The 13,129-nt window shown below is 51.8% G+C and carries 13 protein-coding genes; all 13 read left to right on the top strand.

Translation table 11 applies throughout. From position 1 onward, the window contains the following. The first annotated feature begins 2 nt into the window (after positions 1-2). The 13 genes from ACTBZS_RS02380 (at position 3) to ACTBZS_RS02320 (ending at position 12,984) form a co-directional block, all read left to right on the top strand. Entirely contained in the window at positions 3-791 is a 789-nt protein-coding gene (locus ACTBZS_RS02380) for an ABC transporter ATP-binding protein (RefSeq protein ID WP_022652501.1), read from the top strand. Between the two features lie 28 nt (positions 792-819). Beyond that, complete coding sequence (locus tag ACTBZS_RS02375; RefSeq protein ID WP_022652500.1) at positions 820-1,707, top strand: branched-chain amino acid ABC transporter permease; 888 nt, start codon at positions 820-822, stop codon at positions 1,705-1,707. A 48-nt stretch (positions 1,708-1,755) separates the two neighbouring features. After that, positions 1,756-2,820: a branched-chain amino acid ABC transporter permease gene (locus ACTBZS_RS02370; protein ID WP_460430189.1), complete on the top strand. Its 1,065-nt coding sequence runs from the start codon at positions 1,756-1,758 to the stop codon at positions 2,818-2,820. Positions 2,821-2,875: 55 nt separating this feature from the next. Further along, entirely contained in the window at positions 2,876-4,195 is a 1,320-nt protein-coding gene (locus ACTBZS_RS02365; protein ID WP_463043160.1) for an ABC transporter substrate-binding protein, read from the top strand. 57 nt (positions 4,196-4,252) lie between these two features. Beyond that, positions 4,253-5,092, top strand: coding sequence for an ABC transporter ATP-binding protein (locus ACTBZS_RS02360; RefSeq protein ID WP_022652497.1), 840 nt, complete (start codon positions 4,253-4,255; stop codon positions 5,090-5,092). Positions 5,093-5,106: 14 nt separating this feature from the next. After that, positions 5,107-6,339, top strand: coding sequence for a phenylacetate--CoA ligase family protein (locus ACTBZS_RS02355; protein WP_463043159.1), 1,233 nt, complete (start codon positions 5,107-5,109; stop codon positions 6,337-6,339). 23 nt (positions 6,340-6,362) lie between these two features. Next, complete coding sequence (locus ACTBZS_RS02350; protein WP_463043158.1) at positions 6,363-7,907, top strand: CoA-acylating methylmalonate-semialdehyde dehydrogenase; 1,545 nt, start codon at positions 6,363-6,365, stop codon at positions 7,905-7,907. A gap of 83 nt (positions 7,908-7,990) precedes the next feature. After that, a complete protein-coding gene (locus ACTBZS_RS02345; protein ID WP_022652494.1) occupies positions 7,991-8,446 on the top strand; it encodes a PaaI family thioesterase in 456 nt (151 codons plus the stop codon). Between the two features lie 19 nt (positions 8,447-8,465). Next, positions 8,466-9,626 carry an acyl-CoA dehydrogenase family protein gene (locus ACTBZS_RS02340; RefSeq protein WP_022652493.1) on the top strand — a complete coding sequence of 387 codons (1,161 nt, stop codon included), beginning with the start codon at positions 8,466-8,468 and terminating at the stop codon, positions 9,624-9,626. Further along, the gene (locus ACTBZS_RS02335) at positions 9,626-10,408 is read left to right on the top strand and encodes an enoyl-CoA hydratase (RefSeq protein WP_022652492.1); all 783 of its coding nucleotides are present in this window, start codon (positions 9,626-9,628) and stop codon (positions 10,406-10,408) included. Before ACTBZS_RS02340 ends, ACTBZS_RS02335 begins: the two co-directional genes overlap by 1 nt. 19 nt (positions 10,409-10,427) lie before the next feature. Beyond that, positions 10,428-11,576, top strand: coding sequence for an enoyl-CoA hydratase/isomerase family protein (locus ACTBZS_RS02330; RefSeq protein WP_463043157.1), 1,149 nt, complete (start codon positions 10,428-10,430; stop codon positions 11,574-11,576). 36 nt (positions 11,577-11,612) lie between these two features. Then, positions 11,613-12,503: a 3-hydroxyisobutyrate dehydrogenase gene (mmsB, locus tag ACTBZS_RS02325; RefSeq protein ID WP_022652490.1), complete on the top strand. Its 891-nt coding sequence runs from the start codon at positions 11,613-11,615 to the stop codon at positions 12,501-12,503. Positions 12,504-12,759: 256 nt separating this feature from the next. Further along, positions 12,760-12,984: a YdcH family protein gene (locus tag ACTBZS_RS02320; RefSeq protein ID WP_460430194.1), complete on the top strand. Its 225-nt coding sequence runs from the start codon at positions 12,760-12,762 to the stop codon at positions 12,982-12,984. Positions 12,985-13,129: the final 145 nt, after the last annotated feature.

The following is a 13,129-nucleotide window of genomic DNA, read 5'->3' as shown; positions in this document are numbered from 1 at the left end:
AGATGAATCCAAATCGCAAGATCGGTGATGTGATTCTCAAAGCAGAAAACATCTCGATGTCTTTTGGTGGGGTCAAGGCGCTGACCAACATCAGTTTAGAAGTACGTGAACATGAAGTGTTGTCGATTATCGGCCCCAACGGGGCGGGTAAATCATCGATGTTGAACGTTATCAATGGGGTCTATCACCCTCAAGAAGGCAAAGTGACCTACAAAGGCCGTACCCGCGACAAGATGGAACCACATCTGGCGGCGAAACAAGGCATTGCGCGTACCTTCCAAAATATCGCGTTGTTCAAGGGCATGAGTGTGCTCGACAACATCATGACCGGCCGCAACTTGAAAATGCACACCAATTTCCTGCAACAAGCATGGTATTGGGGCCGCACACAGCGCGAAGAAATCAAGAATCGCAAAGTCGTCGAAGAAATCATCGACTTTCTGGAAATCCAGCACGTTCGTAAAACCCCAGTCGGACGCCTGCCGTATGGTTTGCAAAAACGGGTTGAGCTTGGCCGTGCATTAGCGGCAGAACCGACACTGTTATTGCTGGATGAGCCAATGGCAGGGATGAACGTTGAGGAAAAACAGGATATGTGCCGGTTTATTCTCGATGTGAACGATGAATTTGGGACCACGATTGTGTTGATTGAGCACGATATGGGCGTGGTGATGGATATTTCTGACCGCGTGGTGGTGTTGGATTACGGCAAAAAAATTGGTGACGGCATCCCAGAAGAAGTTCGCCAAAACCCTGCTGTGATTGCTGCCTATCTCGGCACATCGCACTGATTGTCGGTACAGAAGGAAGGAAAGCGAAATGGAATTTCAGTTTTTTCTTGAGGTACTGGTCGGTGGCTTATTAGCCGGCGTGATGTACTCGTTGGTGGCGTTGGGTTTTGTGCTGATTTACAAAGCCTCGGGCGTGTTTAACTTTGCACAGGGGGCGTTGGTGTTGTTTGCCGCGCTGACCTTTGTGGGCTTTCAAAACATGGGCCTGCCATTTTGGGCCGCACTCATTATCACCCTCGGTGTGATGGTGTTAATGGGGATTGGGATTGAAAAGATTGTGCTGCGGCGTCTTGTCAACCAACCCCCGATCTCGCTGTTTATGGCAACCATCGGTTTGTCCTTCTTTATCGAAGGCTTGGCACAGATGGTGTGGGGCACCGAAGTTCACGGTTTGGAATTAGGGATTACCGACGAGCCGTTTGAAGTGGGTGGTGTGTTTATCTCCTCGTTTGACTTGTTTGCTGCTGGTATCTCGGGAACCTTGGTTGCAGTGTTGGCCTTGTTCTTCCAGAAAACCAAACTGGGCCGCGCTTTACGGGCGGTGGCTGATGACCACCAAGCTGCGCTGTCGGTGGGGATTCCGCTGCAACATATTTGGGCGATTGTGTGGGCGGTGGCTGGTTTTGTTGCCTTGGTCGCGGGTTTGCTGTGGGGTTCGCGCTTAGGGGTGCAATTTGCCCTGACCTTGGTGGTGTTGAAAGCGTTGCCAGTGTTGATTTTGGGCGGCTTTACTTCGGTACCTGGGGCGATTGTCGGTGGTTTGATCGTGGGTGCAGGTGAAAAATTGGCCGAGGTGTATCTGGGGCCTTATCTGTCGGGCGGTATCGAGAACTGGTTTGCTTATGTGTTGGCACTGGTGTTCTTGATGGTGCGTCCAGAAGGGCTGTTTGGTGAAAGACATATCGAGCGCGTCTAGCGTGTGCTGACTGTCTCCGTTTAACGATACGCACTGAGGAATTTACCCATGATTTACCGCGAATCTGGTCAGTTTAAGACCAGCTATCAAAACGATTCGGTGATCTTCCCGATTAAGCAAGATCGCATGTTTATCTTTGCCCTGCTTGCCTTGGCTGCCTTTGTAGTACCGATGTTTGCTTCGGAATACATGTTGTCGGGGATTTTAATTCCCTTCCTCGTGTTGTCCTTGGCGGCATTGGGTCTCAACATCCTGACGGGTTATGCCGGTTTGCTGTCGCTGGGGTCGGCGGCCTTTATGGCGGTGGGCGCGTTTGCCACTTACAACTTCTTGGTTCGTGTACCCGGTATGCCGTTGTTGTTGGCCTTGGTGTTAGGGGGGCTGTGTGCCGCTGCGGTGGGGATTTTGTTCGGTTTGCCTTCACTGCGGATTAAAGGGTTCTATCTCGCAGCTGCAACCTTAGCCGCACAATTCTTTGTCGAATGGGTGTTAACCAAATTCAGCTGGTTTACCAACCATTCCGCTTCCGGTGTGATTTCTTCACCACCTTTAGAAGTATTCGGGATTGCTTTGGATACCCCAGTGAGCAAATACCTGTTCACTCTTGCGGTGGTAGTGGTATTGGCCTTGGCAGCAAAAAATCTGGTGCGTAGCTCGACTGGTCGTGCATGGATGGCGGTACGCGATATGGATGTGGCGGCTGAGGTGATTGGGATTCCGATTCTGAAAACCAAGCTGTTGGCTTTTGCGATCAGTTCTTTCTACTTCGGGATTGCCGGTGCACTGTATGCTTTCATCCTGCTGGGCACAGTGGATGCACAAGCGTTTGACTTACACCGTTCTTTCCAAATTCTGTTCATGATTATCATCGGCGGTGTCGGTTCGATTTTGGGTTCTTTCTTGGGTGCGGCATTTATTGTGTTGCTGCCAATCGTGTTGAACCTGTTGGGCCAACTGTTGCATGGCATTGTGAGTACACAGTTCTTGTCGAACTTGGAAATGATGATTTTTGGCGGTCTGATTATCTTCTTCTTGATCGTCGAACCTTTGGGTCTGGCTAAGATGTGGCAGATTACTAAAGAAAAACTGCGGTTGTGGCCGTTCCCGCACTGATTCACCCCTGTTTCATAACCTAGATGCACAAAAGCACAAACTGGAGGAAAAACTCATGAAACACTTTGCGCTCAAATCGCTCACGTTTGCGGTTGCAGGTCTGATGGCAGCAGGAACTGCCTTGGCAGCAGAACAGTTCATCCCAATCCCAAGCTATCGTGTCGGCCCTTACGCTTCCGGCGGGGCGAAGTACTACGGCGGCATGATTGACTACATCAACTACGTCAACATGAAAGAAGGTGGCGTGGGTGGGGTGAAACTGACCTACGAAGAGTGTGAAACCGAATACAAAAACGACCGTGGCGTGGAATGCTACGAGCGTCTGAAGAAAAAAGGCGAAGCAGGGGCCTCAGCATTTAACTTCATGTCCACCGGGATTACTTATGCCACGATGGACCGCGCTGCAGCTGACAAAATCCCGCTGATGACCATTGGCTTTGGTCGTGCTGATGCCAAAGATGGTTCCGTGTTCCCCTATGTGTTCCCACTGGTGACCTCCTACTGGAGCCAAGCCACCGCCAAAATTCAATTTATCGGCCAACGCTTAGGTGGCATGGATAAATTGAAAGGCAAGAAGATCGTTAACCTCTACCACGGCTCGGCCTACGGTAAGGAAACCTTGCCCGTGCTCGACGCAATGGCGAAGAAGCATGGTTTTGAGCTGGTGAACATCGAAGTGCCTGCACCAGGAACAGAGCAACAGTCGCAATGGTTGGAAGTGCGTCGTCAGAAACCTGATTTTGTGATTTTGCGTTCTTGGGGTGTGATGACCCCAGCCGCGATCAAGGCAGCGGCTAAGGTTGGCTACCCACGCGACAAGATTGTTGCAGTGTGGTGGGGTGGCTCGGAAGAAGATGTGGTGCCAGCTGGTGAAGCAGCAAAAGGCTATATCGCAGGGGCTTTCGCCGCTGACGGTAAGAACTTCCCTCTGATTCAAGAGATTGAGAAAACCGTTTACGGTGCTGGCAAAGGCAACCTGTCTGACAAAACCGCGATTGGTACGGTTAACTACAACCGTGGCATTGTCGGCGGCATCATGATGGTGGAAGCCATCCGTGTGGCACAGGGCAAATTCGGCAAGAAAGCGTTGAATGGTGATGAAGTGCGCTGGGGTCTGGAGAACCTGAACCTGTCGCAAGATCGCCTGAAAACCTTGGGCGTGGCGAACATGATTCCAGCCGTGAAAACCTCGTGCGCTAACCACGAAGGCTCTGGCTATACCCGCTTTATGCAGTGGGATGGCAAGGCTTGGAAACCGGTTTCCAACTGGATTGCCCCAGACAATGCGGTGCTCGATCCACTGATCAAGGCCTCTGCGACTAAATACGCGCAAGAGAAAAACATCAAACCACGCGATTGCTCGAAAGAACAATAATCGCTGAGCTTCCCGACCCCGTTGCCCGGGGTCGGTTCACCTGCATCGGGAGAGGCCATGACTGCAACGACCCATACCGAACAAAAAAATGGCAGCCCTTATTTGCTGTCAATCAATAACATTGAAGTGATTTACAACCACGTGATTTTGGCGCTGAAAGGGGTTTCCCTTGATGTGCATGAGGGCAATATCGTTGCCCTGATGGGTGCCAACGGCGCGGGGAAAACCACCACTCTAAAAGCGATTTCTAATTTGTTGCGTGCCGAACGCGGTGATGTGACAAAAGGCTCGATTGAGTTTCGCGGTGAACGGGTGGATGCCATGACACCAGATGGTTTGGTAAAGCGTGGTGTGATTCAGGTGATGGAAGGCCGTCATTGTTTTGGCCACTTAACCGTAGAAGAAAACCTGTTGACTGGGGCTTATACCCGTTCGATTAGCCGTGCCGAATTGAAAAACGATTTAGAGCGGATTTATCACTACTTCCCTCGCCTGAAAACCCGTCGCAATTCACAAGCCGGTTATACCTCTGGTGGTGAACAGCAAATGGTGGCGGTCGGTCGGGCGATGATGGCGCGTCCTACCATGATTTTGTTGGATGAGCCTTCGATGGGCTTGGCACCGCAAATCGTGGAAGAGATTTTCGAGATTGTGAAAGAGCTCAACCAAAAAGAAAAAGTCAGTTTCTTGTTGGCCGAGCAAAACACCATGATTGCGCTGCGTTACTCCGATTATGGCTACATCATTGAAAATGGTCGAGTGGTGATGGATGGGCCAGCAAAAGAGTTGGCTGATAACGAGGACGTGAAAGAATTCTATCTTGGCTTGGCAAAAGAAGGTCGTAAGAGCTTCCGCGAAGTCAAACACTACCGCCGCCGTAAGCGTTGGTTGGCTTAATTGAGAGGATGGACATGATGTATCCCGATCCTCAAGAACGCCGGCCACATGCAGAACGGGTGGCTGCATGGGAACACGCCCTACCTGCGTTTATCACCCACGCGAAACAGTTTGCCCCTGCCTACGGTCGCTTATTGGCTGATGTTGAGGCAACGTCGATCAATAGCCTTGCAGCACTGGCTTCTTTACCGATTACCCGTAAATCGGCCCTGATCAACGAGCAAAAACAGCAACCGCCGTTTGGTGGCTATGCGGCGCTTGCCGCAGGACAGGCGGCGCGTTTGTTTGCTTCACCGGGGCCAATTAACGAACCACAGGGCACAACCGAAGACTTTTGGCGTATGAGCCGCGCTTTGGCTGCTGCTGGTTTTGTGGCGGGTGACATTGTGCACAATTGCTTTTCCTATCACTTCACTCCGGGCGGTTTTATGTTGGATTCCGGCGCGCGGGCTTTGGGATGTGCGGTGTTTCCGGGTGGGGTGGGGCAAACGGAGTTACAAGTGGCCGCAATGCGTGACTTAGGCGCCACAGCCTACACCGGTACCCCGTCTTTCCTCAAAATCATCTTGGAAAAAGCAGATGAACTGGGGGTGAGTTTGCCGAAATTGACCAAAGCGGTGGTCACCGGCGAAGCGCTACCCGGTAGCTTGCGGCAGTGGTTTACCGACCGTGGTATTACGGTGCGCCAGTGTTATGCCACCGCCGATTTGGGCCTGATTGCGTATGAAACCACCCCGAGTGCGGGAATGGTGCTCGATGAAAATATCATCGTTGAACTGGTCAAACCGGGTTCAGGTGAGTGGGTTGCTGAAGGTGAAGTCGGCGAAGTGGTGGTGACCAGCTTTAATCGGGATTATCCACTGATTCGGTTTGCGACTGGTGATTTATCGGCTTTCCATCCGGATGCTAGCCCATGTGGTCGTACCAACCGTGTGATCAAAGGATGGATGGGGCGTGCTGACCAAACAGCCAAAATCAAAGGCATGTTTGTGCATCCAGAACAAATTCACGCCATTGTGAAACGCCACCCAGAAATTCAACATGCCCGCTTAGTGGTGGATCGAGCAGACGATTTCGATGTGATGACGCTGCAAATCGAAACCACCGAATCCTCACCGACATTACAACAAGCGGTTGCTGACACCATGCGCGACATCACCAAATTGCGCGGTGAAGTGCAACTGTGCCCCCCTCAAAGCCTTGCCCGTGATGGCAAAGTGATTGATGACATTCGTAAGTTTGAATAGCCCTATTTCTATTGGAGCATCTGATGAGCGTAGCAAATGATTCCTTGCTGTTTACGCCTGCTGCTAACGGCGAGGCACCGACGGTTAAGCTGTTAATCAATGGTGAGTTTGTTGACTCCAAAACCCAACAGTGGTTGCCAGTGATCAACCCTGCGACACAAGAAGTGTTAGCACGGGTGCCGTTGACCACTGCCGAGGAAGTCGATGCGGCGGTGGCTGCGGGTAAAGCGGCTTTCAAAACATGGCGTAAAACCCCAATCGGGACACGCGCCCGTATTTTCCTGAAGCTGCAACAGCTGATTCGCGAAAATATGAAAGACTTGGCTGCCACGTTGACAGCGGAACAAGGCAAAACCTTGGCCGATGCCGAGGGTGATGTGTTCCGCGGTTTAGAAGTGGTAGAGCACGCTGCCAGCATTGGTAATTTGCAGCTCGGTGAGTTTGCAGAAAACGTTGCCAGCGGGGTGGATACCTACACCGTGTTACAGCCTTTGGGTGTGTGTGCAGGGATTACCCCCTTCAACTTCCCAGCGATGATTCCACTGTGGATGTTCCCGATGGCGATTGCCACCGGCAACACCTTCTTGCTCAAACCTTCCGAGCAAGATCCCTTGGTGACGATGAAATTGGTCAAGCTGGCATTAGAAGCTGGCGTGCCGGCTGGGGTGTTGAATGTGGTACATGGTGGGGCAGATGTGGTGAATGCCATCTGTGACCATCCGGATATCAAAGCGATTTCGTTTGTCGGCTCGACCAAAGTGGGTACCCATGTTTACAACCGTGCCAGCCTGAACGGTAAGCGGGTGCAGTGTATGATGGGGGCGAAAAACCACGCCATTGTGTTGCCTGATGCCAATAAAGAACAAACTCTCAACCAATTGGCTGGTGCTGCGTTTGGGGCTGCGGGTCAACGCTGCATGGCCTTGCCGGTGGTGATTATGGTCGGTGAGGCACAAACTTGGATTCCTGACTTGGTGGCCAAAGCCAAGAGCTTGCGCGTGGGTGCCGGTCAAGATAACCCCGATGTTGGCCCGCTGATTTCTTGCGCGGCGCGTGAACGGGTGACGGGCTTAATTGCCAAGGGCGTTGAGCAAGGTGCCAAATTAGAGCTGGATGGTCGCGAAGTGACGGTCGAAGGTTATCCCAACGGTAACTTTGTGGGCCCAACCATTTTCAGCGAAGTCAAACCCGGCATGGCAATCTATGACCAAGAAATTTTTGGCCCAGTATTGTCGTTGATGTCGGCGGATAACTTGGATGAGGCGATTGAGATGATTAACGCCAATCCAAACGGCAACGGTACGGCCATCTTCACCCAATCCGGTGCCGCAGCGCGTAAATTCCAAGAAGACATCGATGTTGGCCAAGTGGGGATTAACGTGCCGATTCCGGTACCAGTGCCGATCTTTAGCTTCACCGGCTCGCGTGCTTCTAAGCTTGGCGACCTCGGTCCATACGGTAAACAGGTGGTTGCGTTCTATACCCAAACCAAAACTGTCACCACCCGCTGGTTTGATGACCCTGCTTCGATGGGTAATAAAGTCAACACCACTATTAGCCTCAAGTAATTTGTATCAAATGTCTGTCCACGCAGAGACAGTGTTGTCTCTGTGTGGGTGGGTGTTGCCTGCTGTTAAGAAAGGACTGTGTGATGTTGCATGTCAGCGATCCAAATTTTGCCGAACGCACCCGCAATAGCTTCCAGCGGCAGGCCATTATGCATTTATTAGGCGCAGAAATGCGTGAAGTTGAAGCCGGTCGGGTGTTAATCGCTTTGCCATTCAAACCCGAATTGTCGCAACAACATGGTTTTTTTCATGGCGGGGTTACGGCCACGATTGCGGATTCGGCAGGTGGTTATGCCGGATTTACCCTATTTGGCCCCACCGACTCGGTGTTAACCGTTGAGTTTAAATTGAATTTAATTGCGCCTGCTGACGGTGAATGTTTATTTGCCGAAGGGCGGGTGAAAAAACCTGGGCGGACCTTGACCGTCTGTGAAATGGATGTGTGGGTAGAAAAACAAGGCCGCCGTAAAGACTGCGCGGTCGGTTTGCAAACCCTGATGCGGGTCACCGATCGGCCTGATATTGCCGAAGCAGGTTAACCCCTATAGCGAGGATGTCATGGATTTTGCCTTAAATGACGATCAGCGTGCTTTTCAAGAAAGCGCACGCGACTTTGCCCAACATGAACTTGCCCCGTTTGCGGCGCAATGGGATGCCGAAGAAACCTTTCCGCTTGAAACGCTGCGTAAAGCGGGGGATTTGGGTTTTTGTGGGTTGTATATTCCCGAACAATATGGTGGTTTGGGTTTGTCGCGCCTAGATGCGGCGATTGTGTTTGAAGAATTGGCCGCCGGTTGTACCTCAACCACGGCATATATCACCATCCACAATATGATGACGTGGATGATAGCGACGTTTGCCGAACCTGATGTGGCGGCGGAGTGGGTGCCAAAACTGGCATCTGGTGCGCTGTGGGGCAGTTATTGTTTGACCGAGCCGGGAGCCGGTTCGGACGCCGCTTCGTTAAAAACCCGCGCTGAACGGGATGGCGATCACTACCTCTTAAACGGTTCCAAGATGTTTATCTCTGGTGCCGGTTCGACGGATGCCCTAGTGGTGATGGCGCGTACTGGTGGTGCTGGGCCAAAAGGGATCTCTGCCTTTTTAGTACCGGCCAATCTACCGGGGATTCAATACGGTAAAAAAGAACACAAAATGGGCTGGAACAGCCAACCCACCCGCGCCATTACTTTTGATAATGTGGCAATTCCTGCTGCGTATCGTTTGGGGGCCGAGGGTGAAGGGTTTGCCATTGCGATGAAAGGGCTTGATGGTGGCCGTATCAATATCGCCACGTGTTCGATTGGCACCGCGCAAGCGGCACTCAATCGTGCCCAAGCCTATTTGCATGAGCGGCAACAATTTGGCCGGCCGTTGGCTGAGTTTCAAGCCCTGCAATTTAAGTTGGCTGATATGTTGACCGAGTTGGTCGCCGCCCGTCAGATGGTGCGTTTGGCAGCATGGAAACTCGACAATCGCAGTCCCGATGCCACCACCTATTGTGCGATGGCAAAACGATTTGCCACTGATATTGGTTTTAAGGTCGCGAACGATGCCTTACAACTGCACGGTGGTTACGGTTATATCAAAGAATATCCGCTAGAACGTCATGTACGCGATAACCGTGTGCATCAAATTCTGGAAGGAACCAATGAAATTATGCGTGTGATTGTGGCACGCGCCGCCTTACAAGAAGGTGCTTTGGAGAGATTACGCTGATGAAAACCTATGCCCATTTAGCTGTTGAATTCCGTGACCACACTGCAGTTGTCACTATCCAAAACCCGCCTGCCAACACGTGGAATCGCGATAGTTTGTTGGCGTTGGAAACCCTGATTGCCGATTTGAACCAAAATCGTGACATTTATGCTTTGGTGTTGACTGGCGAAGGCGAAAAATTCTTCTCCGCTGGGGCTGATTTGAAATTGTTTGCCGAGGGTGATAAGGCGGTCGCGCGCGAGATGGCACGCTTATTTGGTCGTGCTTTTGAGGCTTTATCGAATTATCGCGGTGTCAGTATTGCTGCCATCAATGGCTATGCCATGGGGGGCGGTTTAGAGGTGGCCTTGGCATGTGATATTCGGATTGCGGAAGAACAGTCGCAAATGGCATTGCCTGAAGCCACCGTCGGTTTGCTGCCTTGTGCCGGTGGGACACAGAATTTACCGTGGTTGATCGGTGAAGGCTGGGCAAAACGGATGATTTTATGTGGCGAGCGAGTGAATGCTGCTACCGCTGAGAAAATCGGTTTGGTCGAACAAGTGGTTGCCAAAGGCGAAGCGTTAAATACAGCTTTGGCCTTGGCGCAAGGAGTGGCAAAACAAAGCCCTACTTCGGTAGCGGTGTGTAAACGGTTGGTACAAGTGGCTCGGCATAAACCGTTGGCAGAGGGTTTGCCATTAGAACGGGAATGGTTTGTCGATTTGTTTGATACCGCAGACCAAAAAGAGGGCGTCAACGCATTTCTGGAAAAACGCGCTCCACAGTGGAAGAATGCCTGACACCATGAAGGAGACAGCCGTGATAGAAAATACAGATGCCGTTATTTTTGCTGAACAGCGCAGTGCCAATGGTCGCAAAATTGGTTTTGCTACCTTAAATAGCGAAAAGTCACTCAATGCCCTGACGCTCGATATGATCCGCTTGTTAGACAACCGGCTGCGCGAATGGGCACAAGATCCTGAGCTGGCAGTGGTGGTCTTGCAAGGGGCTGGTGAAAAAGCGTTTTGCGCCGGTGGTGATGTCCGCAAATTGCGGACGGCGTTGGTCGAGGGTGGCGATACCGTACCGAACCCCTTCGCCACGACCTATTTCACCGAAGAATATTGTCTCGATTATCTGATTCATACCTACCAAAAACCGATTCTGTTATGGGGTAGTGGGATTGTGATGGGGGGGGGATTGGGCTTGATGGCGGGCGCCAGTCATCGCGTGGTGACCGAATCATCACGCATTGCCATGCCAGAAATCACCATTGGCCTCTATCCCGATGTCGGCGGCAGCTGGTTCCTGAATCGGATGCCGGGCCGCGTAGGGTTGTTCTTGGCACTGACCGCCGCCCCATTAAACGCCCATGATGCTTTAGTGGTCAATTTGGCGGATTTCTTTGTCTGTGCTGAAGATAAATTGGCGTTGGCTGCGCGTTTGACGGATGTTGAATGGAGCGAAGTTGCCGAAGAAAACCACGGCAAATTGTCCAAATTGCTGCGCGAGTTTTCTGCTCGTGCCGAGCCATTAAAACCTGCCTCACCTGTCCGCAAACATTTCGATCTGATTCAACAGCTCACCGACGGCGATACCCTAGCCGAAGTGGTGGAACAGATTTTGGCTCATCAAAACGATGATGAATGGATGAAGCGTGCGGCAAAGAGTTTGGCTGCCGGCTCGCCTACCTCTGCTGCTTTGTCATGGGCCATCGCCCATCGTGCGCGCCATCTGAGTTTGGCCGAGGCGTTCCAAATGGAACTCACGCTATCGGTGCAATGTTGCGCCCATCCAGATTTCCGTGAAGGGGTGCGTGCGTTGTTGATTGATAAAGACAATACGCCGAAATGGAGCCCTGCCACCCTAGCCGAGGTGAGTGCTGAACACGTTGCAGCACATTTTGCTTCGCCGTGGTCGGCAGAAGAGCATCCTTTAGCGGGTATGGCGTGTTGTTGCAAAGCCTAGGTTTTTGATAAAAAAAGCATCGAGAGGAGATTCATCATGGCACAACGGATTGCGTTTATCGGTTTGGGGAATATGGGCGGCCCAATGGCGCTCAATTTGTTAAAAGGTGGTTTTGCCGTCACGGTGTTTGACTTGTCAGCCAGTGCTGTTGCGCGCTTGACCGAAGCTGGCGCAACAGCTGCCGATTCTGCCTCTGCCGCCGCACAACAGGCCGAAGTGGTGATTACCATGTTGCCGGCGGGTAAGCATGTCGAGGCGGTCTATCTGAACGAAGGCGGTGTGTTAGACCATGCACCAGCTGGCGCGTTGTTGATCGATTGCAGCACCATCGCTGCCGATGCCGCCCGTAAAGTGGCAGCTGCAGCGCAAGCGCGTGGCTTTACCATGATTGATGCGCCGGTTTCTGGTGGTGTTGGCGGTGCGGCAGCGGGGACATTGACCTTTATCGTCGGTGGCAGCACCGAGGCTTTGGAACAAGCTCGCCCTGTGTTAGAAAAAATGGGGAAAAACATTTTCCATGCTGGCGACAGTGGCGCGGGCCAAGTGGCAAAAATCTGCAACAACATGTTGTTGGGGATTTTGATGGCTGGCACGTCTGAAGCGTTGGCGTTGGGGGTGGCGAATGGTCTAGATCCTAAAGTGTTATCTGACATTATCGCTAAGAGTTCGGGCCGCAATTGGGCAACCGAGTTGTATAACCCGTGGCCTGGGGTGATGGACAACGTTCCTGCCAGCCGTGAATATAGCGGTGGCTTTGGAACCGACTTGATGTTGAAAGATTTAGGCTTGGCGGAAGAGGCGGCGATCAGTGCCAAACAAGCTATTCCCCTCGGTGCACAGGCGCGGCAGTTATATGCCTTGCACAGCGGTTTAGGTCATGGCGGCCTCGATTTTTCCAGTATTGTGCGTTTGTTTAACAATAGTTAAGTTTTTGTCGGAATAAGGCTTGATGCCGATAGAATCTGTGGCGTAAGATGGCTTCAAAGCAGTGCATCGCTGCACTGCTTTCGGCTCGCAACCAAAACTGCGCTACCCGTGGCAAGTCCGTCCGGTAACGGCGGCGCTGTGACAGGGAGGGGCCCTGTGGCAGTTGGGAATGTGATGCCTGTCATTGGGCAATAAGGTGCTCGGGACAGGAACAAAACAGTGCACAGGTCTGTGCATTTTTTGGAAAGCAGCGCCTATGTTTCCCGAATACCGCGAACTGATTACCCGTTTGAAAACCGAAGACGCTCACTTCACCCGTTTGTTCGACAAGCATAACGAACTGGATCAGCGAATTAAAAACATGGAAGCCCGCATCGAACCCGGTTCACCTGTGGAAATCGAAAACTTGAAGAAGGAAAAACTGCATCTGAAAGATCAGTTATACGTCATTCTGAAAGAAGCCGACGCCACATCTGTCTAACCCTTCCCGAATAATTCACCTAAACGCCAGCCATCGTGCTGGCGTTTTTGTGTACGCCCCCCCCCGCTTCTTGTCCCTTGCTTTACCAAACACCAAGTATTATTACTGTCTCTTATACACATCTTACGCTGCCGACGATCTTACG

The organism is Aquaspirillum sp. (assembly GCF_055136605.1).
Note: the sequence above shows the minus strand (reverse complement) of the source record. Positions and strands in the feature narration are given on the sequence as shown.

What these genes read in the sequence shown, in the direction of transcription:
- ACTBZS_RS02370 (WP_460430189.1), top strand. Translation starts at nt 1,756, where the DNA reads ATGATTTACCGCGAATCTGGTCAGTTTAAGACCAGCTATCAAAACGAT.
- ACTBZS_RS02340 (WP_022652493.1), top strand. Translation starts at nt 8,466, where the DNA reads ATGGATTTTGCCTTAAATGACGATCAGCGTGCTTTTCAAGAAAGCGCA.
- ACTBZS_RS02335 (WP_022652492.1), top strand. Translation starts at nt 9,626, where the DNA reads ATGAAAACCTATGCCCATTTAGCTGTTGAATTCCGTGACCACACTGCA.
- mmsB (WP_022652490.1), top strand. Translation starts at nt 11,613, where the DNA reads ATGGCACAACGGATTGCGTTTATCGGTTTGGGGAATATGGGCGGCCCA.
- ACTBZS_RS02320 (WP_460430194.1), top strand. Translation starts at nt 12,760, where the DNA reads ATGTTTCCCGAATACCGCGAACTGATTACCCGTTTGAAAACCGAAGAC.
- ACTBZS_RS02345 (WP_022652494.1), top strand. Translation starts at nt 7,991, where the DNA reads ATGTTGCATGTCAGCGATCCAAATTTTGCCGAACGCACCCGCAATAGC.
- ACTBZS_RS02375 (WP_022652500.1), top strand. Translation starts at nt 820, where the DNA reads ATGGAATTTCAGTTTTTTCTTGAGGTACTGGTCGGTGGCTTATTAGCC.
- ACTBZS_RS02360 (WP_022652497.1), top strand. Translation starts at nt 4,253, where the DNA reads ATGACTGCAACGACCCATACCGAACAAAAAAATGGCAGCCCTTATTTG.
- ACTBZS_RS02365 (WP_463043160.1), top strand. Translation starts at nt 2,876, where the DNA reads ATGAAACACTTTGCGCTCAAATCGCTCACGTTTGCGGTTGCAGGTCTG.
- ACTBZS_RS02355 (WP_463043159.1), top strand. Translation starts at nt 5,107, where the DNA reads ATGATGTATCCCGATCCTCAAGAACGCCGGCCACATGCAGAACGGGTG.
- ACTBZS_RS02350 (WP_463043158.1), top strand. Translation starts at nt 6,363, where the DNA reads ATGAGCGTAGCAAATGATTCCTTGCTGTTTACGCCTGCTGCTAACGGC.
- ACTBZS_RS02380 (WP_022652501.1), top strand. Translation starts at nt 3, where the DNA reads ATGAATCCAAATCGCAAGATCGGTGATGTGATTCTCAAAGCAGAAAAC.